This is a genomic window from Mycobacterium sp. IDUB_24 (assembly GCF_055419385.1).
The window spans coordinates 116,844-140,015 of record NZ_JBVAXO010000006.1 but is presented as its reverse complement, the minus strand read 5'-3'; the positions used below and the strand labels follow the sequence as shown (position 1 = coordinate 140,015).

Annotated in this window: 22 protein-coding genes; 12 read left to right on the top strand and 10 right to left on the bottom strand. The window is 66.7% G+C overall.

The window, feature by feature from the left end; all coding sequences use genetic code 11:
• Positions 1–8: 8 nt before the first annotated feature.
• The 6 genes from ACZYZF_RS20960 to ACZYZF_RS20935 are packed head-to-tail and all read left to right on the top strand — an operon-like array spanning position 9 to position 6,886.
• The gene (locus ACZYZF_RS20960) at positions 9–749 is read left to right on the top strand and encodes an NADH-quinone oxidoreductase subunit J (protein ID WP_463836869.1); all 741 of its coding nucleotides are present in this window, start codon (positions 9–11) and stop codon (positions 747–749) included.
• A 4-nt stretch (positions 750–753) separates the two neighbouring features.
• The gene (gene nuoK / locus ACZYZF_RS20955) at positions 754–1,053 is read left to right on the top strand and encodes an NADH-quinone oxidoreductase subunit NuoK (protein WP_064878910.1); all 300 of its coding nucleotides are present in this window, start codon (positions 754–756) and stop codon (positions 1,051–1,053) included.
• Positions 1,054–1,060: 7 nt separating this feature from the next.
• Entirely contained in the window at positions 1,061–2,941 is a 1,881-nt protein-coding gene (gene nuoL / locus ACZYZF_RS20950; protein ID WP_463836712.1) for an NADH-quinone oxidoreductase subunit L, read from the top strand.
• A complete protein-coding gene (locus tag ACZYZF_RS20945; RefSeq protein WP_463836711.1) occupies positions 2,935–4,530 on the top strand; it encodes an NADH-quinone oxidoreductase subunit M in 1,596 nt (531 codons plus the stop codon). The genes nuoL and ACZYZF_RS20945 overlap by 7 nt, the downstream gene beginning before the upstream one ends.
• A 2-nt stretch (positions 4,531–4,532) precedes the next feature.
• Positions 4,533–6,098, top strand: coding sequence for an NADH-quinone oxidoreductase subunit NuoN (nuoN, locus tag ACZYZF_RS20940; RefSeq protein WP_463744530.1), 1,566 nt, complete (start codon positions 4,533–4,535; stop codon positions 6,096–6,098).
• A gap of 20 nt (positions 6,099–6,118) precedes the next feature.
• Complete coding sequence (locus tag ACZYZF_RS20935) at positions 6,119–6,886, top strand: enoyl-CoA hydratase (RefSeq protein ID WP_463836710.1); 768 nt, start codon at positions 6,119–6,121, stop codon at positions 6,884–6,886.
• Here ACZYZF_RS20935 and ACZYZF_RS20930 read toward each other — a convergent pair.
• The 5 genes from ACZYZF_RS20930 to ACZYZF_RS20910 all read right to left on the bottom strand — a co-directional run bounded on the left by ACZYZF_RS20930 (position 6,883) and on the right by ACZYZF_RS20910 (position 12,065).
• Positions 6,883–7,929, bottom strand: coding sequence for a zinc-dependent alcohol dehydrogenase family protein (locus ACZYZF_RS20930; protein WP_463836709.1), 1,047 nt, complete (start codon positions 7,927–7,929; stop codon positions 6,883–6,885). The two genes, ACZYZF_RS20935 and ACZYZF_RS20930, sit on opposite strands and share 4 nt — an antisense overlap.
• Before the next feature lie 30 nt (positions 7,930–7,959).
• Complete coding sequence (locus tag ACZYZF_RS20925) at positions 7,960–8,643, bottom strand: PIG-L deacetylase family protein (protein WP_463836708.1); 684 nt, start codon at positions 8,641–8,643, stop codon at positions 7,960–7,962.
• Positions 8,644–8,705: 62 nt separating this feature from the next.
• The gene (locus tag ACZYZF_RS20920; protein ID WP_463836707.1) at positions 8,706–10,070 is read right to left on the bottom strand and encodes an LLM class flavin-dependent oxidoreductase; all 1,365 of its coding nucleotides are present in this window, start codon (positions 10,068–10,070) and stop codon (positions 8,706–8,708) included.
• Positions 10,067–11,359: an MFS transporter gene (locus tag ACZYZF_RS20915; protein ID WP_463836868.1), complete on the bottom strand. Its 1,293-nt coding sequence runs from the start codon at positions 11,357–11,359 to the stop codon at positions 10,067–10,069. The genes ACZYZF_RS20920 and ACZYZF_RS20915 overlap by 4 nt, the downstream gene beginning before the upstream one ends.
• Before the next feature lie 97 nt (positions 11,360–11,456).
• Positions 11,457–12,065 (bottom strand): TetR/AcrR family transcriptional regulator, encoded by a 609-nt coding sequence (locus ACZYZF_RS20910; RefSeq protein WP_463744535.1) that lies wholly within the window; start codon positions 12,063–12,065, stop codon positions 11,457–11,459.
• A gap of 45 nt (positions 12,066–12,110) precedes the next feature.
• On the opposite strand from ACZYZF_RS20910, the gene ACZYZF_RS20905 reads away from it, so the two are divergent.
• Both ACZYZF_RS20905 and ACZYZF_RS20900 read left to right on the top strand, forming a co-directional pair.
• Positions 12,111–13,256, top strand: a complete 1,146-nt coding sequence (locus tag ACZYZF_RS20905) for a phosphotransferase family protein (protein WP_463744536.1) — start codon at positions 12,111–12,113, stop codon at positions 13,254–13,256.
• Positions 13,257–14,372 (top strand): Rv3169 family protein, encoded by a 1,116-nt coding sequence (locus ACZYZF_RS20900; RefSeq protein WP_463836706.1) that lies wholly within the window; start codon positions 13,257–13,259, stop codon positions 14,370–14,372.
• 110 nt (positions 14,373–14,482) lie between these two features.
• Here ACZYZF_RS20900 and ACZYZF_RS20895 read toward each other — a convergent pair whose 3' ends face one another.
• Positions 14,483–14,848, bottom strand: coding sequence for a DUF4345 domain-containing protein (locus tag ACZYZF_RS20895; RefSeq protein WP_463744538.1), 366 nt, complete (start codon positions 14,846–14,848; stop codon positions 14,483–14,485).
• 34 nt (positions 14,849–14,882) lie between these two features.
• On the opposite strand from ACZYZF_RS20895, the gene ACZYZF_RS20890 reads away from it, so the two are divergent.
• Positions 14,883–15,638 carry an AraC family transcriptional regulator gene (locus tag ACZYZF_RS20890; RefSeq protein WP_463836705.1) on the top strand — a complete coding sequence of 252 codons (756 nt, stop codon included), beginning with the start codon at positions 14,883–14,885 and terminating at the stop codon, positions 15,636–15,638.
• Positions 15,639–15,737: 99 nt separating this feature from the next.
• Here ACZYZF_RS20890 and ACZYZF_RS20885 read toward each other — a convergent pair whose 3' ends face one another.
• Together ACZYZF_RS20885 and ACZYZF_RS20880 are read right to left on the bottom strand one after the other, a co-directional pair.
• A complete protein-coding gene (locus ACZYZF_RS20885) occupies positions 15,738–17,222 on the bottom strand; it encodes a flavin-containing monooxygenase (protein WP_463836704.1) in 1,485 nt (494 codons plus the stop codon).
• Positions 17,223–17,267: 45 nt separating this feature from the next.
• Complete coding sequence (locus ACZYZF_RS20880) at positions 17,268–18,251, bottom strand: TIGR03617 family F420-dependent LLM class oxidoreductase (protein ID WP_463836867.1); 984 nt, start codon at positions 18,249–18,251, stop codon at positions 17,268–17,270.
• Positions 18,252–18,278: 27 nt separating this feature from the next.
• On the opposite strand from ACZYZF_RS20880, the gene ACZYZF_RS20875 reads away from it, so the two are divergent.
• A complete protein-coding gene (locus tag ACZYZF_RS20875) occupies positions 18,279–19,634 on the top strand; it encodes a flavin monoamine oxidase family protein (protein ID WP_463836703.1) in 1,356 nt (451 codons plus the stop codon).
• On the opposite strand, the gene ACZYZF_RS20870 is transcribed toward ACZYZF_RS20875, so the two are convergent.
• Both ACZYZF_RS20870 and ACZYZF_RS20865 read right to left on the bottom strand, forming a co-directional pair.
• On the bottom strand, positions 19,592–20,533 hold the full coding sequence (locus tag ACZYZF_RS20870) for an alpha/beta fold hydrolase (protein ID WP_463836702.1): 942 nt from the start codon (positions 20,531–20,533) through the stop codon (positions 19,592–19,594). The two genes, ACZYZF_RS20875 and ACZYZF_RS20870, sit on opposite strands and share 43 nt — an antisense overlap.
• A 43-nt stretch (positions 20,534–20,576) precedes the next feature.
• Complete coding sequence (locus ACZYZF_RS20865) at positions 20,577–21,671, bottom strand: NAD(P)-dependent alcohol dehydrogenase (RefSeq protein WP_463836701.1); 1,095 nt, start codon at positions 21,669–21,671, stop codon at positions 20,577–20,579.
• Between the two features lie 68 nt (positions 21,672–21,739).
• On the opposite strand from ACZYZF_RS20865, the gene ACZYZF_RS20860 reads away from it, so the two are divergent.
• A complete protein-coding gene (locus tag ACZYZF_RS20860; RefSeq protein WP_463836700.1) occupies positions 21,740–22,711 on the top strand; it encodes an NADPH:quinone oxidoreductase family protein in 972 nt (323 codons plus the stop codon).
• Positions 22,712–22,750: 39 nt separating this feature from the next.
• The gene (locus ACZYZF_RS20855) at positions 22,751–23,170 is read left to right on the top strand and encodes a nitroreductase family deazaflavin-dependent oxidoreductase (RefSeq protein WP_463744545.1); all 420 of its coding nucleotides are present in this window, start codon (positions 22,751–22,753) and stop codon (positions 23,168–23,170) included.
• Positions 23,171–23,172: the final 2 nt, after the last annotated feature.

Here is a 23,172-nt window from a genome sequence, read left to right as displayed (position 1 = left end):
CTGACGTCATGCTCCTGGCCGCAGCGCCGCACACCTCGACATCAGAGGCAGCGCTGTTCTGGATCCTGGGGACGGTCGCGGTGCTCGGTGCCATCGGCGTGGTCGCCGCACCCAAAGCGGTGTACTCCGCAGTGTTCCTGGCCTCCACCATGATCGCACTGGCGGTGCTCTACATCGCCCAGGACGCCCTGTTTCTCGGCGTGGTGCAAGTGGTGGTCTACACGGGCGCGGTGATGATGCTGTTCCTGTTCGTGCTGATGCTCATCGGTGTCGACCTGTCCGAATCGTTCGTCGAAACGATACGCGGCCAACGTCTTGCGGCACTGGCGGCCGGCACCGGGTTCGGCATCCTGCTGATCGCCGGGATCGGCAGCGTGTCTGTCAACGGGTTCACCGGACTGGCCCAAGCCAACAGCGGCGGCAACGTGGAAGGTCTGGCCGCCCTGATCTTCACCCGCTACCTGTGGGCATTCGAGTTGACCAGCACACTGCTCATCACCGCGGCACTGGGTGCGATGGTGCTCGCACACCGGGAACGCTTCGAACGCCGCAAGACCCAGCGGGAACTGGCTGTCGAGCGCTTCCAGGGCGGGGGCCATCCGACCCCGCTGCCCAATCCCGGTGTCTACGCACGGCATAACGCCGTCGATGTCCCGGCACGGCTGCCCGACGGCTCCGATGCGGCATTGTCGGTCAGCGCCATCCTGCCGCAGCGCTCGATCAGCAATTCGGCCAACGGCGAGGGGTGATGCGATGAATCCCGACAACTATCTCTACCTGTCGGCCCTGTTGTTCACTATCGGCGCATCAGGAGTGCTGTTGCGGCGCAATGCCATCGTGATGTTCATGTGCGTCGAGCTCATGCTCAACGCCGCGAATCTGGCATTCGTGGCGTTCTCCCGTATGCACGGTCATCTCGACGGACAGGTGGTGGCGTTCTTCACCATGGTGGTGGCCGCCTGCGAGGTGGTGATCGGCCTGGCCATCATCATGACCATCTTCCGTACCCGCCATTCGGCCTCGGTCGACGACGCCAGCCTGCTGAAGCACTAAGGGCGACATGACACTACCTGTGTGGCTGCTGATCGCCCTTCCCGGCGCCGGAGCAGCGGTACTGCTGTTGAGCGGCCGACGATCCGACCGGTGGGGGCATCTGCTGGGCTGTGCGACCGCGTTGGGCGCCTTCGCCGTCGGAGCGGCACTGTTCACCCAGATGCTGGGCCGCCATGACGAGCACCGCGTAGTTCAGGAATCTCTGTTCTCCTGGGTGCCGGTGGCCGGCCTGCAAGTCGATTTCGGGCTGCAACTGGATCAGTTGTCGGTGTGCTTCGTGCTGCTGATCACCGGTGTGGGCTCGCTGATCCACATCTATTCGATCGGCTATATGGCGCACGACCCTGACCGGAGAAGGTTTTTCGCGTACCTCAATCTGTTCTTGGCGGCCATGCTTCTGCTCGTGCTCGCTGACAACTACCTCGGTCTGTACGCCGGGTGGGAAGGCGTTGGCCTGGCCTCGTATCTGCTGATCGGATTCTGGTCATACAAACCGTCGGCCGCCGCCGCAGCCAAGAAAGCCTTCATCGTCAACCGGGTCGGCGACATGGGTCTGGCGATCGCCCTGATGATCATGTTCGCCACCGTCGGATCCATCTCGTTCGCCGGGGTCTTCGGCGCCGCACCGGCTTTGAGCGAAGCCACCCTGACCGCGATCGGTCTGCTGCTGCTGTTGGGCGCGTGCGGCAAATCGGCCCAGGTGCCGCTGCAGTCCTGGCTCGGGGATGCGATGGAGGGCCCGACACCGGTGTCTGCGCTGATCCACGCCGCGACCATGGTCACCGCCGGCGTCTATCTGATCGTGCGGTCCGGGCCGATCTTCGATCTGGCCCCGGGCGCCCAGACCGGTGTCGTCATCGTCGGCGCGGTCACATTGCTGTTCGGCGCGATCATCGGCTGCGCCAAGGACGACATCAAGAAAGCCCTTGCCGCGTCGACCATGTCGCAGATCGGCTACATGATCCTGGCGGCCGGCCTCGGGCCGGCCGGTTACGCCTTCGCCATCATGCATCTGCTCACCCACGGATTCTTCAAGGCCGGATTGTTCCTCGGTGCCGGCTCGGTGATGCACGCCATGAACGACGAGGTGAACATGCGCCGCTACGGCGGGCTGCGCAAGGTCCTGCCGATCACGTTCGCCACCTTCGGGCTGGGCTACCTGGCGATCATCGGTGTGCCGCCGCTGGCCGGCTTCTTCTCCAAGGACAGCATCATCGAGGCGGCGCTGGGCGCCGGGGGCGTGCGCGGCATGATCCTCGGCGGGGCAGCCATCCTGGGGGCCGGGATCACCGCGTTCTACATGACCCGGGTGATGCTGATGACGTTCTTCGGGGAAAAGCGTTGGGATGAAACGACACACCCCCACGAGGCCCCTGCCGTGATGACCTGGCCGATGATCCTGCTCGCGGTCGGCTCGGTGGTCTCCGGCGGCGCGCTGGCAATCGGCGGCACGCTGTCGCACTGGCTCGAGCCGGTGGTCGGCGCACACGAGGCGCACCACGCGATTCCCGCGTGGGTGGTCACCGTCGTGGTACTGGCGGTCGTGGCAGTCGGTATCGCGGTGGCCTACCGGATGTACGCGCAGCGGTCGGTCCCGGCCGACGTGCCCGACGGGTCTGCACTCACGGTGGCGGCCCGACGGGATCTGTACGGCGACGCGTTCAACGAGGCGGTGTTCATGCGAGGTGGCCAGACCTTGACCGCGGCCCTGGTGGTCGTTGACGACAAGGTGGTCGACGGCACTGCCGGCGGGCTGGCCGCGCTGGTCAGTCGAACATCGGATGGGTTGCGCCAGTTTCAGACCGGATTCGCCCGTTCCTATGCGCTTTCGATGTTGGGCGGCGCAGCCCTGGTGGTGGCGACGATCCTGGCGGTGCGACTGTGGTGAGCGCGTTTCCGTGGCTGACGGCGTTGTGGGCCACCCCGACTGTGGGGGCCGCAGTGGTGATGCTGCTGCCCGCCGCACAGCGGACGCTGGCGAAATGGCTGGCGCTGGCGTTCTCCCTGGCAGCCCTGGGCCTGGCGGCCGTCCTCGCTGTCGGTTTCGATCCGGCGGGCGAGCAGTATCAGTTCGTCGAATCACACCGCTGGATACCGTCGTTCGGCACCGGTTACATCCTCGGTGTCGACGGGATCGCCCTGGCTCTGGTGGTGCTCACCGCTGTGCTGCTGCCACTGCTCATCGTCGCGGGCTGGAATGACGCCGCCCACCAGACCGGTCTCGGTGGCCGCGGCGTGCAGGCCTACCTGGCGTTGACGCTGGCCGTGCAGGGCATGGTGTTCATGTCCCTGGTGGCACTGGACATCCTGCTGTTCTACGTGTTCTTCGAGGCCATGCTGATCCCGATGTACTTCCTGATCGGGGGATTCGGCGGGAACCGCGCTCACGCGTCGAAAGCGGCGGTGAAGTTCCTGCTGTACAACCTGTTCGGTGGGCTGGTCATGCTGGCCGCGGTAATCGGTCTGTATGTGGTGACCGCGGGCAGCGACGCATTCGGTTCAGGCACCTTTGACTTCCGCGCGATCGTGGCCGCCGTCTCCTCCGGCGAGTTCGTGATCAACCCTGCGGTGGCGAACTTCCTGTTCCTGGGTTTCATGTTCGCGTTCGCGGTGAAGGCACCGTTGTGGCCGTTTCACCGGTGGTTGCCGGATGCCGCGGTTCAGGCCACCCCGGCCAGTGCGGTGCTGATGATGGCGATCATGGACAAGGTCGGCACCTTCGGCATGCTGCGCTATTGTCTGCCGCTGTTTCCCGATGCCTCAACGTATTTCCGCCCACTGATCATCACGCTCGCGGTGATCGGCATCATCTACGGCGCCGTCCTGGCGATCGGCCAGACCGATGTGATGCGCCTGATCGCCTACACGTCGATATCGCACTTCGGTTTCATCATCCTTGGCATCTTCGTGATGACCAACCAGGGCCAGGTCGGGTCGACGCTGTACATGATCAACCACGGGATCTCCACGGCCGCACTGTTCCTGATCGCCGGAATCCTGGTGTCGCGGCGCGGTTCCCGGTTGATCGACGCCTACGGCGGCGTGCAGAAGGTGGCGCCGGTGCTCGCCGGAACATTCCTGGTGGCCGGGCTCGCGACGTTGTCGTTGCCGGGCCTGGCACCCTTCATCAGTGAATTCCTGGTCCTCATCGGCACATTCACGCGCTATCCGGTGGTCGCGGTATTCGCCGCCACCGCACTCGTGTTGTCCGCCGTGTACATCCTGTGGATGTACCAACGGATGATGACCGGGCCGGTGCCCGAGGAGCTCTCCGGAGACGAGCGCCGGATCCGGGATCTGGTGCCTCGCGAACTGGCCGTGGTGACCCCGTTGATCGCGCTGCTGCTGGTGTTGGGCATCTATCCCAAACCCGCTCTGGACGTGATCAATCCGGCCGTCCAGCACACGTTGAACTCCATCGGACAGAGCGATCCGCCACCGCAGGTGTTACCGAAGCTGGCAGAGGGGGTTCGCTGATCATGGTGACACCGAGCATCGAATACGGCCTGCTCTCCCCCATGCTGATCGTCTTCGGGGTGGGCGTGGCCGGTGTACTCGTCGAGGCATTCCTGCCCCGGCCGGCGCGTTATCGGACGCAAGTGGCGCTCGCGCTGGGCGGCCTTGTCGCCGCGGTGGTGGCCGTCGTGGTGCTGGCCCGAGAGCTACACGGAACCCCCGGCAGGCCGGCGGTACTGGGGGCCGTGGTCCTCGACGCCCCGGCGTTGTTCCTGCAGGGCACCATCGCGCTGGTCGGAATACTGGGCATCCTGCTCATCGCCGAACGTCAGTCCACCGCCGAAACTTCCGACGGCCCGCGTGGTCTCGACGGCTTCACGCCGCAGGCGTCCGCGGTGCCGGGAAGCGTGGCCGAGCAACTGGCCACCAAGGCCGGAGTGATGCAGACCGAGGTCTTTCCGCTGACCATGTTCGCCATCGGCGGCATGCTGCTGTTCGGAGCCGCCGACGATCTGCTGACCATGTTCATCGCGCTGGAGGTCCTGTCACTTCCGCTGTATCTGGTGTGCGGGCTGGCCCGGCGGCGGCGGTTGCTCTCCCAGGAAGCGTCGCTGAAATACTTTCTGCTGGGTGCGTTCTCGTCGGCCTTCTTCCTGTACGGCGCGGCGATGCTGTACGGCTACGCCGGCACCCTGGACCTGAACGGTATCGCCGGTGCAGTGGTCAGCCGCGCACCCAATCTTCCGCTCGCACTGATCGGTGTCGCACTGCTGCTCGTCGGACTTCTGTTCAAAGTGGGTGCGGTTCCGTTTCATTCATGGATACCCGACGTGTACCAGGGTGCCCCCACCGCGATCACCGCGTTCATGGCCGCGGGGACGAAAATCGCCGCGTTCGGCGCGACGTTGCGCATCTTCTACGTCGCGCTACCGCAGTTGCGTGATGACTGGCGGCCGATCCTGTGGGCGATCGCGATCCTCACCATGGTGGTCGGGACCATCACCGCTGTCACCCAGACCGATGTCAAACGGATGCTGGCCTACTCCGCGGTGGCACATTCGGGGTTCATCCTCACCGGCGTGATCGCCGCCAACCCTGCCGGGGTGTCCGCCACGCTGTTCTACCTGTTCGCCTACGGATTCAGCACCCTGGGCGCGTTCGCGGTCGTCGGCCTGGTGCGCAATGCCGCCGGCGAGGAGGAGACGTCGATGGCCCGGTGGGCCGGTCTGGGCCGGCGATATCCGATTGTCGGCGTGGTGTTTTCGCTGTTCCTGCTGGCGTTCGCCGGGATTCCGCTGACCAGCGGATTCGTCAGCAAGTTCGCGGTGTTCAAAGCCGCCGGGGAGGGCGGGGCGATCCCGCTGGTCATCGTCGGCGTCATCGCCAGCGCCGTCGCGGCCTACTTCTACGTGCGGGTGATCGTGCTGATGTTCTTCACCGATCCACCCGAGGACGCACCCGAGGTGGTCATCCCCAGCGGCCTCACCACCGCCGTCATCACGGTCACCGCGGCGGTCACCTTCGCACTCGGCGCACTCCCCCAGCCGTTGCTGGATCTCGCCAACAACGCCCAGACGTTCCTGCGGTGAGGTCCGTTACATTCGAATCCATGACGACCGTCCTCACCGCTGACCATGGCGCAGTTCGCGTGCTCACCCTCAATCGCCCACAGTCGCGGAACGCCCTGGGACGTGAGCTGATCGAGGAGCTCTACGGCGCCCTGGACGACGCCGATTCGGACGAGACGGTGCGGGCGGTCGTGCTCACCGGGACCGACCCGGCGTTCTGCGCCGGCGTCGACCTCAAAGAGGCGCAGACGCTCGGCATGGAGTATTTCGAGAAGTTCCGGTCGCAAAACTGCATCACCAAGACCGGTCAGTTGCATACCCCGATCATCGGAGCGATCAACGGAGCAACCTTCACCGGTGGCCTGGAGATGGCCCTGGGTTGCGACTTCCTGATCGCCTCCGAGCGGGCGGTGTTCGCCGACACGCACGCCCGGGTCGGGATCCTGCCCGGCGGTGGCATGACGGCGCGGCTCCCCCACGTGGTCGGCGCTGCGATGGCACGCCGGCTGTCGATGACCGGTGAAGTCGTCGACGCCGCCCACGCCGAACGCCTGGGCCTGGTCACCGAGGTGGTCGCTCACGAACGCCTGTTGGACCGGGCGTTGGAACTGGCCGGGCACATCGCCGAGGTACCGGGCCCGATCATGGCCGGACTCAAGGAGATCTACACCCGGGGCAGCGAGCCGGTCATCGGCCCGGCGCTGGCGGCAGAGCAGGACATCGCCGGCGCGCAGGCGCGTGATTTCGACGGCCTGGGTGACCGGTATCAGGCGGTAGCTGAACGGAACCGAGGTCAGATCGACGGCTAGCCGTTGTGGGCGGGCTCGATGATCGTCATTCCCGGGCCCGTGGGGGCGTCCATGGCGGCCATCGCCGCGCCGGCGTCGTCAAGCCCTACCCGCTGGGTGACCAACAGCTCGGGTTGCAGCGCACCGGACTCGAGAAGCTCCAGCATTGCCGGATAGTCGACGGCCGGCATGCCGTGCGATCCCAGGATCGAAAGTTCCTGGGCGATCACCCGGTCCATCGGGAAGGCAGTCTGTGCCGCGTCACCCAGCAGGAGCCCGACCTGGACGTGGCGGCCACGGCGGCGCAGCGATGAGACCGAGGCCGCCGCGACGGCCGGATGCCCGATGGCGTCGACCCCGATGTGTGCACCGCCACCCGTGCGGTGCACGACTTCGGTTGCGATGTCCGAGATCTCAGTCGCGTCGATCAGTTCATCGGCGCCCAGTCCAGCAGCGGTGGTCAGCGCCGGGGCGCTGCCGTCGACAGCAACAACCTTGGCGCCGAACGCTTTTGCGACCATCACCGCTGACAGCCCGACCCCGCCGCACCCGTAGACCGCGACCCACTGACCGGGTTGCACCTTGCCGTGGGTGACCACCGCGCGAAACGAGGTCGCGAACCGGCACCCGAGGGAGGCCGCCGCGACGAATGAGACCGAGTCGGGCAGTCGTACCAGGTTCGTCTCAGCCCGCGGGAGCGCCACCTGCTGGGCGAAGGCACCGGGCAGGGTGAATCCGGGTTGCAACTGATCGGGACACACCTGGGCATCACCGGCCAGGCAGAATTCACAGTGTCCGCACCCCAGCACGAACGGTGCGGTCACCCGGTCGCCCACCTGCCAGCCCGCCACTCCCGCACCGACGGCCACGATGGTGCCGGCGAACTCATGCCCGGGGATGATCGGCAAGTCCACCGGATCGTGACCTCGCCAGGCGTGCCAGTCAGACCGGCACACACCGGTGGCCGCAACCTCGACCACCACCCCGTCGTCGGGACATACCGGATCGGGCACCTCGGCCACCGCGGGCAGCACGCCGACCTCGGAATACATCACAGCACGCACAGCTGCGATCCTAGGCCGACCTCGGCAGGGTCAGCGATGCCGCTTCAGGATGAAGCCGACGGTTCGCTCACCGAAGCCCGGCAGTGCCGGGGTCGACATTTCCACCTGCGTGCGAGCCTGCTCGACGACGGGCGTGTCCGGATCGAGCACCGAGAGATACACCTCGTGAGCGGCAAGGGAATTCACCGCCGCCTCGGTGTAGCCGTCGACCACCTCGCAATGCGTCGGGCCCGGACCGTTCTCGAAGAGCCATGCCGGCGGATCGGCCAAGCTGTCGTAAGCCGCGGCAACTGCGTGGGCGAACTCGATGTGATCGCGTTGGTTGGGTGCGTCGGGCGCCCAAGCCGGCCCGCTGTAGAGGGTGACGACGACGTCGGGACGCAATGCCACGATGGTCTCGGCGATCTTCGAGCGCAGCTCTGGGGTGTCGCGGATGTTGCTGTCCGGGAAGTCCCAGAAATCCACGTCGTCAACCCCGACGATGGCCGCCGATCGTCGCTGCTCGCCTTCCCGCAGCGGCCCCGCCTCTTCGGGTGCCATGCCGGCGATCCCCACCTCGCCCCGCGAAGCGAGCGCGTAATGCACGGTCCTGCCCGCAGCGGTCCACTTCGCGACCGCCGCACCGACTCCGTACTCGGGGTCATCGGGGTGGGCCACCAGAACGAGCGCAGACCGCCAGTCCGAGGGGAAGGGTTCGACGTCCTTCGTGTTCATCACACCAGTGTCGAACCTCGACGACGGTTCATGTCAACCGGCCACGGTGATCCGTGCGAACCTCAGCCCCAGCCCTGGGGTCGATAGCCAGCGCCCGGATGCTCCGCAGCCAGTAACGGCCCAGTGCCCCCGAGCCGCTCCCGCAGGGTGGCCGGTTCGCTGTGGCTGGGCACCCTGCCGCGTCGGCGCAACTCGGGCACGACATGGCGGGCGAAGTCGACAAAGGTGCCCGGTGTGGTGACATACGCCAGGTTGAACCCGTCCACACCGGCCTCGTCGACCCAGCGCTCGAGTTCGTCGGCAACCTCTGTGGGCGAACCCACCACCACCGGACCGCGGCCACCGAGACCGACTTCGTGGGCCAACTCGCTCGCTGTCCAGTTCCGGTCCGGCGTGGTGAACGATGCCAGCGCAGAACGATTGGCCTCGGTCTGGACGTATCGCAGGGGTTCATCTGCACCGAGTTCGGCCAGATCAACACCGGTCCAGCCACCGAACAGGGCCAGCGCGCCGTCGGCGCTCACATACTGCCGGTACTCGTGCAGCTTGGCGACGGCGAGCTCGTGAGTATCGGCCACGATCGGAGTGAGCATCGTGAAAACCTTGATCGACTGGGGATCTCGTCCTTGTTCAGCGGCGGCGGCGCGCAGCGCCTTGACCGGCTTGGCCACGACGCCCGGCGTGGGGCCCGACACGAACACCGCCTCCGCGTGAGCCGCGGCGAACCGGACTCCCCTCGGCGAAGCACCGGCCTGAAACAACATCGGGGTGCGTTGCGGGGACGGTTCACACAGAAACGGCCCTGGGACGCTGAAGTAGTGGCCCTTGTGTTCGATGTCGTGGACTTTCGCCGGATCGGTGAACACGCCTCGTTCCCGGTCGCGGACCACGGCGTCGGGTTCCCACGATGCCTCCCACAGTTTGTAGCAGACTTCGAGATACTCCTCGGCGATCTCGTAGCGTTCGTCGTGCGGAATCTGGTTCCCCAGCCCCAGATTACGGGCGGCACTGTCGAGGTAGGAGGTGACGATGTTCCACGCCACCCGGCCGCCGGTCAGATGATCCAGCGTGGAGAACCGGCGCGCCAACGCATAGGGCTGCTCGTAGGTCAACGACACCGTGACACCGAATCCCAGGGTCTCGGTGACCGCCGCCATGGCCGACACCGCCAGCGTCGGATCGTTGACGGGTACCTGCGCGGCATCGGCCACCGCCGCATCTCGCGAGCCGCCGTACACGTCGTAGACGCCGAGGACGTCGGCGAGGAACAACGCGTCGAAGCCACCGGCCTCCAGGGTGCGGGCCAATTCCGTCCAGTACCCCAGTTCGCGGTAGCGATAGCCCTGGTCCTCGGGATGGCGCCACAAACCTGCGGATTGGTGTCCCACGCAGGCCATGTCGAATGCGTTGAGGTAGATCCTGCTCATCGCTCATCCCCGATCTCATCCTGATGCGTTTCGCGCGCGAAGTAGGCCGCGGTGAAAGTGATCGCCGCCAGCACCGCGAAATATCCGACGATCAGCCAGGGGCTGCCACCACCCGCGACCAGCAGCGCCGCCGCGATCAACGGAGCGAACCCGCCCGAGAGCACCGCACCGATCTGGTAGCCCAACGAGGCACCGCTGTAGCGCACGCGGGTATCGAACAGTTCCCCGAACCACGCGGCCTGAGGCCCGTACATGGCATCGTGAGCGATGTTGACACCGAACACGATCGACAACACGATCGCGATGTGGGACCCAGTGCCCGCCGCGACGAAGAACAGGATCAGCGCCAGCACACCGGCCACCGCACCGAACAGATACGGAGGCCGCCTGCCGTAGCGGTCCGACACCATCGCCCACGCCGGCGTACTGATCAGGCCGATGGCCGAAGCGATCAGGACTGCCGTCAGGCCGACCTGGCTGCCCGCGTCCGACGAATCCTGCAGGTAGGTCAACGAATACGTGGTCAGCAGAACAAACAGCGCGATCTGCGAGAACCTCAATCCGGTGGTGATCACCACATTGCGCGGTTGTGTGCGCAGTACCTCCAGCACCGGCAGCCGCGCGACCTCGCCGCGATCGCGAACCTGAGTGAACATCTCCGCATCGGTGAGCCTCAGACGGATCACCAGGCCGACGATGATCAGAACGGCACTGAGCAGGAAGGGGATTCGCCACCCGTAGGCGAGGAAGGCATCATGGCCGGTGGCTGTCCGCGTGAGGTAGAAGACCGCCGTCGACAGCAACATGCCTGCCGGAGAACCCAATTGGGTGAAACTGCCGAACAGGCCGCGGCGCCCCGGGGGCGCATGCTCCACCGAAAGCAGTGCCGCACCGCCCCATTCGGCGCCCACGGCCAGGCCTTGCAGCAATCTCAGGCTCACCAGCAGCGCAGGCGCCAGCAGCCCCACCTGGGCGTAGGTCGGCAGGAGGCCGATCGCGAAGGTGCTCAGCCCCATCCCCACCAGCGCGGCCACCAAGACCGTCTTGCGTCCCAGCCGATCTCCGTAGTGCCCCGATATCAGAGCCCCCAACGGCCGAGCCCCGAACCCCGCGGCGTAGGTCGCGAACGCGGCCAGCGTGCCTGCCGTCGATGAAATGTTCGGGAAGAACAGGGGTTTGAAGACCAGGGCGGCGGCCGTGGCGTACAGGTAGAAGTCGTACCACTCAATCGTGGTGCCGACTGCACTGCCCAACGCGACGGAGCGCGCGCTCGGCTTGGCAGTGGCCACTGAACGTGGGTCGGTAACAGTCACGTGGCCACAGGCTATGCGGGGCCGGAACCGCTCGGAAGATTTGCCCTCAGCCTGAATCAAACAGCGCCGGACGTCACGGCTTGACGGTGGCCCCGTGCACCAGGATCGCCGCCGTCTGCGCCACCCACTCGTCGTCGAGTTCGCGTTCGGGCCACAGCAGCATCCTCAGCATGGTCGACCCGCCGATGAGCTCAACCAGGCGGTCCGGGTCGACATCTGGTTGGACCTCACCCCGCACGATCCCGTCGACGATCCGGGCTCGCACGGTGACGAACGTCCCGGCGAACCGCTGCATCACCCGCGAGTTCAGATCGGTGTCGGCGACGACGTCGGCGACCAAACCGGGCAGCGCTGCACGCATCACCGGGCTGGTGAACACATCGCGGGCCGCACCGACCATCGCCCGGATGTCGGCGGCGATGTCACCGGCCGGCGCGGTCAGACCCGTCGCGGCCGCGGGAAACACGGCCTCGTGTACCAACTCGGCTTTGCTCGACCACCGGCGGTACAGCGCGGTTTTCGTGGTTTGCGCACGCTCGGCGACCGCGGCCATCGTCAGGTTCGCGTACCCGATTTCGACAAGCAGGTCCACGGTGGCCTGCAATATGGCAGCGTCGATCCGCGGGTCACGGGGGCGTCCCGCTCCGGCGGTCTTGCCAACCGGTGATGGCTCTGCTTTCATAACGCTACTAACAGTATCGTAATTGTGGCCGTAAGGAACAGTTGAATGGCAAACGAGGCCGTGGACGCTCCTGTAGAGAACGTCGACCACCTGCAACGCTCCAGTCGCGACGTCACCACCCTGCCATCGGTTTTGTCGAAATGGCTGTCCACCGTGATGCCGGGCGGAGTCACACCTGAGATCACCGTGGAAAGCGGGGTCGACTCCAACGGCATGTCCTCGGAAACGATCATGCTGACCGGTCGCTGGGAAGAGAACGGCGAGGCCAAAGAGCAAAAGTGGGTGGCCCGCGTCGCCCCTACCGCCGATGATGTCCCGGTGTTCTCGTCCTACCGGCTGGATCACCAGTTCGAGGTGATGCGGCAGGTCGGCGAACTCACCGACGTGCCGGTTCCCAACGTGCGGTGGATCGACACCACCGGCGAGGTGCTGGGCACTCCGTTCTTCCTGATGGACCGGGTCGACGGCCAGGTACCGCCGGACGTCATGCCTTACACCTTCGGCGGCAACTGGTTCGCCGACGCTCCGGTCGAACGCCAGCGCGAACTGCAGGACAGCACCGTGGAGGTGCTCGCGAAGCTTCACGCGATCCCCGACGCGGCAGAGCGGTTCGCGTACCTGTCCGAGGCCGGCTCGCCGGGCGATACCCCACTGCGCCGGCAGTTCGGCTGGCTCAAGGATTGGTACGAGTACGCGGTACCCGATATCGGCCGTTCACCGTTGGTGGAGCGGGCACTGCAATGGCTGGAAGACAACTTCCCCGATGACGTGGCGGCCTCGGAAACCGTTTTGACGTGGGGTGATTCGCGTATCGGCAACGTGCTGTACGACGACTTCCGCCCTGCCGCGGTCCTCGACTGGGAGATGGCCACCCTCGGCCCCCGCGAGCTCGACGTCTCGTGGATCATCTTTGCGCACATGGTGTTTCAGGAGCTGTCCGGAATGGCCGGGCTGCCCGGCTTGCCCGACGTGATGCGCGAGGAGGATGTGCGCGCAACCTACCGCGAGTTGACCGGGGCCGAACTCGGCGACCTGCGCTGGTTCTACGTCTACTCAGGCGTCATCTGGTGCTGTGTGTTCATGCGCACCGGCGCCCGGCGAGTGCACTTCGGCGAGACCGAGAAGCCCGACGATGTCGAGACCATGTTCTACCACGCGCCGTTGCTGCGGCGTCTCATTGAGGAGTCTTAAATGCTCGGCCCGATGGACGAATTCCCGGTACATCAAGTTCCCCAGCCCATCGCCTGGCCGGGATCGTCAGACCGGAACTTCTACGACCGTTCGTACTTCAATGCCCACGACCGCACCGGCGACATCTTCGTCATCACCGGTCTCGGCTACTACCCCAACCTCGGGGTGAAGGATGCCTACTTCCTGGTGCGGCGTGGGGACGAGCAGACGGCTGTGCACCTGTCCGACGCGATCGATCAGGACCGGATCAACCAGCACGTGATGGGCTACCGGGTCGAGGTCACCGAACCGCTGCGCAAGATCCGCATCGTGCTCGACGAGACCGAGGGTGTCGCTGCGGACCTCACCTGGAACGGCCTGTGCGATGTCGTGCAGGAGCAGCGGCACCTGATGCGCCAAGGGAACCGGGTAACGCTCGACGCCCAGCGCTTCGCCCAAACAGGTTCCTGGAGCGGCTATCTGGAAATCGATGGCCAACGCTTCGACGTCGATCCCGAAACCTGGATCGGCACGCGCGACCGGTCCTGGGGCATCCGCCCGGTCGGTGAGGCCGAGCCCGCCGGACGTCCGGCCGACCCGCCGTTCGAGGGCATGTGGTGGCTCTACGTGCCGATGGCATTCGACGACTTCTCGATCGTCTTCATCATCCAGGAGGATCCCAGCGGGTTCCGCTCGCTCAACGACTGCAGCCGGGTCTTCAAGGATGGCCGCGTCGAACAGCTCGGCTGGCCGCGGGTGAAGATCCATTACCGTTCCGGCACCCGGATCCCGACCGGGGCCACCATCGAGGCCACCGCACCCGACGGCACCCCCATCCGGTTCGACGTGGAATCCAAACTGCCCGTGCCGATTCACGTCGGCGGCGGCTATGGCGGCGACGTCGACTGGATCCACGGCGTGTGGAAGGGCGAGAAGTTCACCGAGCGGCGAACCTACGACATGACCGATCCGGCGGTGGTCGGCCGGACCGCGTTCGGAGTGATCGACCACGTCGGCCGGGCCGTCTGCACCGAGGGCAATGGCGCTCCGGTGGAAGGCTGGGGTCTGTTCGAGCACGGCGCACTGGGCCGCCACGACCCCTCCGGCTTCGCCGACTGGCTCACCGTCGCGCCGTAGCTCGCCTCCTTCCGCTCATCTCCTTCCGCTCGCCTCCTTCCGCGAGCAGACACAAAACTGCCTGTTTTCTACTGAGAATGGGCAGGTTTGTGTCTGCTCGCGGAGGAAAATCAGGCGACCCAGAACAACGCGGCCGCACCGATCGCCTCGACCAGGCAGTAGAACCAGTTGGGGTAGAACGATGTCTGTTCATCGAAGACCGCCGAGAGGGCGCGGCCGACTGCCATCCCGGCCAGCGCGGCACCGACGGCGATCAGTATCCCGGCGCGTACCTCCCCTGGCGCCAGAGCCGCGTAGGTCAGCACCGCGGCTATGGCGATACCGAAACCGCCATACACGCCACGGACTTCCGCGCGGGCCGCGGCCGTCCTGAGGTCGTAGTCGAACGGACGCAGAATCGCCTGCGGAGCCGCCAGTGCGTAGACACCCATGCCGAGGAAGAACACCCCGATCACGACGATCACTGCGATGACCACGGTAGCCTCCTGATCAATTGATTAGGAGGCCAGCATGCAGACTGAACCCGTGCCAGCGCTTCCACAAACCTGCTGCCCGACGGTGTGGCTGTGGCCGGGGCAGGCGCTCTATGCCGGACCGGGGCTCGGCCTCGAGCCGCATTCGGGATCGGTGTGGTGCCTGGTGGTCGGCGTCGACGGGCCCGTGCAGGTGACGGTGCCAAACCACACGATCGTCGCGCGAACCGTGTTGATTCCACCGCGGCTCACCCATCACCTGTCGATGCAGGGTGCCATGGTGTCGAGCTACCTCGATCCCAGTTCGCAACGTAGCGCGTCGTGCCGGCAGCAGTTCGCCGAGTTCCGGGACGGCATCGGTGTAGGCCATGGCGCCGAGACCAGACTGACGGCGATGCCGGACGGCGACGAGAACGCGCGGCGCTGGTTGGACGCGGCCGCCCCGGATGTCCCTCATCGGATCGACCCTCGGATCGAATTGGTGGCCAAGCAGATTCGCGAGGATCCGGCGGCAGCGGTACCGGCACGTGAGCTGGCGGCCGCCGCCGGACTCTCCGAATCGCGGTTCCTGCATCTGTTTCGCCGCGAGGCCGGGACCAGCCTGCGGCGCTACCGGATGTGGAGCAGGCTGATCGCGGCGGGTGCCGCCGTGGCGGCCGGCCAGAGCCTCACGAGGGCAGCGGCCGATTCCGGGTTCGCCAGCCCCTCACATCTTGCGGATACCTTCAAGACCACCTTCGGGCTGTCGGCGACGCAACTGCTCGCGACGGGTCTGCGCATCAGCACGCCGTGACCAGCGTGCGCAAAATGCCGGTGAAATGCGGCGTGTCGAGGGGCAGACGCGCACGCTCGCGGTGCTGAGGTGCACGCTCGCGGTGCTGAGGCGCGGCGCCTAGGAGGCAGACACGGACTCGGCGGCCGGGGCGCGCCCGAAGACCATCGACTCGTCGATGCGGTCGAAGCGGTGGTCGATGGCGTCCAGCACATAGTTGTGGCGCACATGCCACGGCCGCTTGGTGCCCGAACGCGGCAGCGCATGCTCGGAACGCTGGATGTAGCCGGCCTCCAGGTCCCATGTCCGCTTCTCCGGCATCGGCGCCGCACCCTTGTGCGGATAGGCATGGGTATAGCCGTGAGCACCCATGTAGGCCAACAGGTTTGCGAACGCCCGCGCGGTCATGTCGGCCCGCAGCGTCCACGACGCGTTGGTGTAGCCGATGCACCACGCCAGGTTCGGGACGTCCTCGAGCAGGAACTCCTTGTAGACGAACCGCTCGGTCGGCTTGACCTCCTGACCATCGACCGCGAGTCTGATCCCGCCCAGCGCCTGCAGTTGCAGGCCGGTCGCGGTGACGATCACGTCGGCATCCACCCGCGCACCGGATTTCAGCACGATGCCCGTGGCGTCGACGTGGGCGATCTGATCGGTGACGACGTCCACTTGGCCCCGGCTGATGTGCTGGAACAGGTCCCGATCGAGCACCAGGCACAAGCGCTGGTCCCACGGGTTGTACCGCGGCTTGAAATGCACGTCGACGGGGTAACCCTCGGGTAGTGCGGCGACGGTCCGATTGCGGATCAGCCACCGCCCGAACTTGGGCGCCTTTCGGAACACGAAGTACATCAGCACGTGGATCATCGCATTGCGGAACCGCACCACCTGATGAGAAACCCTGCGCGGCAGGACCTTCCGGATGGCCTGCACCATCGGGTCGATCCGCGCCATCGACATCATGTAGGTCGGTGAGCGTTGCAGCATCGTCACGTGCGAGGCCTGCTCAGCCAGGGCGGGCACCAGACTGATCGCAGTGGCCCCGCTACCGATCACCACGACGCGCTTGCCCGAGTAATCCAGCGACTCGGGCCAGAACTGCGGATGCACCACGTCGCCGCTGAAGCTCTCGATACCGGGGAATTCCGGGGTGTAGGGCTCGTCGTAGTTGTAGTAGCCGGTGCCGCAGAACAGGTACCGGCACCGGTAGGTCCCAGCCTGGCCGTCCTGCTCGGTCTGTACGGTCCAGGTGTCGGTGCCCGAATCCCAATCCGCCGACAACACACGGGTGTTGAACCGGATATGACGGTCGATGCCATACGTCCTGGCAGTCTCGGTCAGGTAGTCGCGGATATCGCCACCGTCGGCAACGTTCTCCGGCCGCGTCCAGGGTTGATACGGAAAGCTCAGCGTGAAGATGTCGCTGTCGGAGCGGATCCCCGGATACCGGAACAGGTCCCAGGTGCCACCGATCCTCTCCCGACGTTCCAGCACGGTGTACGTCAGGCCGGGGCTCTTCTCGTGCACACGATAGGCCGCGCCCAGCCCCGAGATCCCGGCCCCGATGATGAGTACATCGGTGTACTCCGGATCCGCAGCACCCATGGCGAACCTCCTTTGGTCCCGCTCAGTACCACCCACCCTAAGCGTTCAGCTGCGCAGCGCGTCAACGATCTGGGCAAGCGAATCCACGGCGATCGGACCCGGCTGATACAGGCAGATCCGGTCCGATACGCCCGCCACCCGGTCCCGGATATGAGCGGCGATGTCGGCAGGGCTGCCGCAGGCCGCGATGGTGTGCAGCACCTCGTCGTCGATCAGCGAACCCATGTCCTGCCAGCGGCCCTGCTTGGACAGCGCGTTGAGCTCTGGCTGCAGGTCCCCCCAGCCGTGCACCTCCAGCACCGGCCGGTAGGCCGGGGTCGAGCCGTAGAAGGCCAGCAGCCGCCGCGCAGCGTCGTGATCGGGGTCCGCTTCGGAGTCGGCCGACACGATGATCTCCGGGACGATGGCCAGATCCGCCTCATCGCGTTCGGCCGCGGCGAGCCCTTCCCGCACCGCGGGCAGCGTGGCCTCCTGCAGGAATCGCTTCGACCCGAACGGCATGACCAGTAGTCCGTCGGCGAACTGCGCGGTGGCCCGGGTCAGCCGGGGGCCCAGCGCGCCGACATAGATCGGCGGCGGACCGTATGGGTTGTCCCGAGGAGTGAACGTGGGTGTCATCAGCGTGTGCTGGTAGTACTCGCCGCGAAACTGCAGGCGCTCGCCGCTCTCCCAGGCCGCGAAGATCGCCCGCAACGCCGCGACGAACTCGGACATCCGGGCCACCGGCCGGTCGAACTCGGCACCGAACCGTTTCTCGATCTGGGTGCGGATCTGGGTGCCGAGTCCCAGGGTAAAACGGCCGCCGGACAGGATCTGGTGGTCGATGGCCTGGTGTGCCAGGTGAATCGGGTTGCGCGGGAACGCAATTGCCACGTTGGTCATCAGGTCGAGGTCCCCGACCGTGCTGGCCAGCGTCAACGGGGTAAATACGTCGTGGGGCCCCTCAAAGGTGAACACCCCACTGGCCCCGGCCTCACGCAGGGCCGCGGCCCGACTGATCGCGTCACGCGGACCGAACAACGCTGTCATCACCTTCACGCGTGAGAGCCTAGACAGGTGAGCATCCCAACCAGCACCGACGTCGTCATTGTGGGCGCCGGCTTCGCCGGGCTGTCCGCCGCCCGCACCCTGGTTCGGCTCGGACACCAGGTGGTGGTGCTCGAGGGACGTGACCGGGTGGGCGGACGCTCGTCGACCACCACGATCGCCGGGGTGCCGGTCGACCTGGGCGGCACATTCGTCGGCCCCACCCAGGACGCCGTACTGGCGCTGGCCGACGAACTGGGTTGCCGCACGGTGTCCACCTACGACCGCGGCAAGAACCTGATCCGCTGGCACGGGCGCGTGCGGTCCTACCGCAGCACGATCCCGCGGCTGTCGATGATGGAGCTGTTCGACGTTTCCCGCATCCAGTGGCGGTTCGAACGGCTGTGCCGGTTGATCCGGGTGGATGAGCCGTGGAACAGCCCGAACGCGCACAAGCTCGACGACCGCACGCTGGAGCAGTGGCTGCGCTCGGCAGGCGCCAATGCCTCGACGCGCAACCTGATGGCGATCATGTCGAGGGTCACCTGGGGCGCCGAGCCCGACGAGGTGTCGATGCTGCACGCCGCCCGCTACGTGAAGGCTGCCGGCGGGCTGGACCGCATGCTCGACGTCCGCGGCGGCGCCCAGCAAGACCGGTTTCCCGGCGGCACCCAGCAGATCGCGTGCAAGATGGCCGAGGAACTCGGAGATCAGGTGGTGCTCGACGCCCCGGTGAGCCGCATCGAGCGCCGCCCCGACGGCACCGTGGCGGTGATCTCCCCTACCGGCGCGGTTCACGCCCGTGCGGTGATCGTGGCGATCCCGCCGCAGCACCGGACCGGGATCGAGTTCAGCCCGGCGCTGCCCAAGCCATATGCCGAACTGGCGGCGAACTGGCCGCAGGGCAACCTCAGCAAGGCCTACGCCGCCTATGAACGGCCGTTCTGGCGCACCAACGGCTGCTCGGGCGAAGCACTGTCCGATGAAGGGCCGGTGTTCATCACCTTCGACGTGAGCCCGGGTGGTGAAGACCGCCCGGGCATCCTGTTGGGGTTCACCGACGCCCGTACCTTCGACCGGCTGTCACCGGCGGAGCGCCGCGAACAGGCCCTGTCCGGGTTCGCCACCCTGTTCGGCGATGCGGCCCTGCAACCGATCGATTACGTCGATCACTGTTGGAGTACAGAACAATTCGCGCCGGGCGGGCCCACGGCGGCGGTGCCGCCGGGTTCGTGGACGCAGTACGGCAAGTGGCTGCGGGAACCGGTCGACGCGATCCACTGGGCCGGCACCGAAACCGCGGATGAGTGGACCGGCTTCCTCGACGGGGCGGTCCGGTCCGGTCAGCGTGCGGCCGCCGAGGTGGCCGGCCGGCTTACCGACTGAGCGCGTTCGGCCAACGCCCGCAACTGGGCGTTCACCTGCGACGGGCATTCCAGAATGGCGCAGTGACCACCGGGCATCTCGACGAAGGCGCTCAGGTTCGGAGCGTCGGCGGCGATCCGGCGGGCAGCGTCGATGGGTAGCAAGCGGTCCTTGGCACTGCCGATCACCAGCGTGGGCACCGTCAGGTTACGCAACGAGATGTGTTGTGCACCAAGCCCGTTGACCAGAGTGCGGGCCCAGCCGCCACGTCCGGCGGACGGGGTCTCGGCGAACAGTTGATAAACGAACTCCGCGACCGACGGGTCGGCGTCACGGCCCACCGCCAGACGAGCGACGAAACGCTTGTTGGGCCGCTCGATCATCCGCGGCATCCGCGTCCCGCCGAAGGTCCGGATCGCCGTACCCGCCGCCCGGATCCGCGTCGACGCCAGCGGCGCAGGCACTCTCAGCAATTTCACGTCGCGCACCAGATCCCCGGTGGTGGTGTTGATCAGCGCGACAGCGTCGGCGCGCGCCGCCACCTGAGCCGGATACCGCTGCGACCACGAGGTGATCGCGATGCCACCCATCGAGTGTCCGGCGATGATGGCCCGTTCGCCCGGCTTCAGCGTGGCGTCGAGCACTGCGTCCAGGTCGGCGGCGAGGTGGTTGAGGCTGTACCGGTGACGCCCGCGCGGCGTCTCGCTGCGGCCGTGCCCCCGGTGGTCGTAGGCGATGACCCGGTAGTCGGTGGCCAGATCGGCGATCTGGTGGGCCCAGACCCCGATGGCACAGGTGATGCCGTGGGCCAGCACGATCGGGTAGCCGTCCTCGGGCCCGAACACCTCGGCATGTAACCGCACGCCGTCGACGGCACGGACCTCGACTGTGCGTCCCGGCGGTAGCTGGGGAAGAGTCATGCTGCTCCGATCATTGGCGTCGTTGCCGGGTGAAACTGGGGATTCATGAACCTACCGCGTCGGTGATCAGCACCGGTTTGACCACGTCAGCGGCCTTGGCGGCGGCCCAGGCCCGGTCGAAGTCGGCGAACGGGTAGCGGCTCACGAGCTTGTCGATCGGAAGTTCGCCACGGTGGTACAGATCGACCAGGCGCGGGATGAAGGTGTGCGGTTCGCTGTCCCCCTCCACCACACCGCGCACGGTCAGGCCCTTACCCATGACGGCCGCGACGGGGAGGTCGGCCGTCAGCGCGCCGAGGCCCAGCAGCGCCAGGGTTCCCCGTTGGCGCAACACCCCGATCGCTGCCGCGAGAACATCGGGCCGCGCGGTGGTGTCGACCGCGGCGGTCACTCCCCCGGTCAGTTCCAGTACCGCTGCGGCGGCGTCGCAACCGGTCGGGTCGATCGTCGCGGTGGCACCCAATTCGGCTGCCAGCGTCCGTCGTTCGACTATCGGGTCGACGGCGATGACGGTCCGGCAGCCCGCGATGCGGGCACCCATGACCGCCGAGAGCCCCACCGCGCCGGCGCCGAACACCACGAGTGCGTCCGCAGGCTGCGGCGCAAGCACATTGAGTACGGCACCCATGCCGGTCTGCACGCTGCAGCCCAGCGGCGCGGCCAGCGCGGGGTCGATCGGCTCGGGCAACACCACGGCGTTGCGGCTGCCGGCGATCGCATACGTGCAGAAGCTGGACTGGCCGAAGAAGCCGCCCCCGATGGGCACACCGTCGGCGCGCAGCGCACCGGACTCGTCGCGGTAACCGCGCATGTTGAGGTCGGTGGAACGCTCGCAGTAGGCCGGGGCGTCCGCATGGCAATTGGAACAGATGCCGCAGCTGGCGAACGTGAGAACGACCTGTTCGCCGACCCGGGGTGTGGCGTCCGGCCCGGCCTGGACCACGGTGCCCGCGCCCTCGTGGCCGAACACCATCGGCAGCTTGCGAAACCGCGCGGCCACACTCACATCGGTGTGACAGATGCCCACCGCGTCGATGCGGACCAGCACTTCGTCGCCGCGCGGTTCCCGAATCTGCACGTCGATGAGCTGTGGATCAGCCCCGGCATCGAGCACCACGGCGGCGCGGGCGTTGAGCATCCGGTGATGCTAGCCACCCACTTGACACCTGTCACAATTGGCTGGCGACCCACCCGAAGGAGACACCGATGCGTGCAGCACAGATCACCCGGCTCGACGGTCCCGACGCAGTGCGGGTATCCGAGGCGGAGGAACCCTCCGGTACCGACGAAGTCGTGATCGACGTCCACGCCGCCGGCGTCGCATTCCCCGACGCCCTACTCACGCGCGGCCTCTACCAGTACAAGCCCGAGCTTCCGTTCACCCCGGGCGCCGAGGTCGCCGGCGTGGTGCGCAGCGCCCCGGACGGTGCCCATGTCCGCGCCGGCGACCGCGTCCTCGGCCTGACGATGTTGTCCGGCGGTATGGCCGAAGTCGTGGCGCTGCCCGCCGAGCGCGTGTTCGCACTGCCCGACGCTGTGTCCTTCGAGGCCGGCGCCGGCATCCTGTTCAACGACCTGACCGTCCAATTCGCGTTGCGCACCCGCGGCCGGTTGACACAAGGCGAGACCGTGCTGGTGCACGGCGCCGCGGGCGGCATCGGCACCTCGGCGCTGCGGCTGGCACCCGCATTGGGCGCCTCGCGCACCATCGCGGTGGTCTCCACCCAGGAGAAGGCCGAGATCGCCCGGGCTGCAGGGGCTTCGGAAGTGGTGCTGGCCGACGGGTTCCGTGACGCGGTCAAGGAACTCACCGACGGCCGCGGTGTGGATGTCGTCGTCGACCCTGTCGGCGGTGACCGCTTCACCGACTCACTGCGGTCGCTGGCCGTGGGCGGACGACTGCTCGTCATCGGCTTCACCGGCGGCGAGATCCCCACGGTCAAGGTCAATCGCCTGCTGCTGAACAACGTCGACGTGGTCGGCGCGGGTTGGGGCGCCTGGACGTTCTCACACCCCGGCTACCTGCAGGAGCAGTGGGCCGAATTGCAGCCCCTGCTGGCTTCTGGCGCGGTGCCCGCACCGCAGCCCGAGGTGTATCCGCTGGAGCAGGCCGCTGAGGCCATCGCGTCACTGGAGAACCGCAGCGCCAAGGGCAAGGTGGTGCTGAAACTTCGGTGATCCGGGAATAGGAGCGCAGCAATCGGTGTTGCCGCGTGGGTGACTGATGCCGAATTGAGCCCCACCGACTGGGTACGCGACCAGACCCAACGCATCCTGGAACAAGGCACGACTGACGGTGTCGAGGTTCTCGACCGTCCCATCGTGCTGTTCACGACGACGGGCGCCAAGTCCGGCAAGAAGCGGTACGTACCGCTGATGCGTGTGGAAGAGGACGGCCGCTACGCGATGGTGGCTTCCAAGGGCGGCGCCCCGGAGCACCCGTCGTGGTACTTCAACGTCAAGGCCAACCCCGCCGTGACAGTGCAGGACGGCGACAAGACCGCATCGCTGACAGCTCGCGAAATCTCCGGTGACGAGCGCGAGCACTGGTGGAAGCTGGCCGTCGAGGCCTACCCGCCGTACGCCGAATACCAGACCAAGACCAACCGACAGATTCCGGTCTTCATCGTCGAATGACG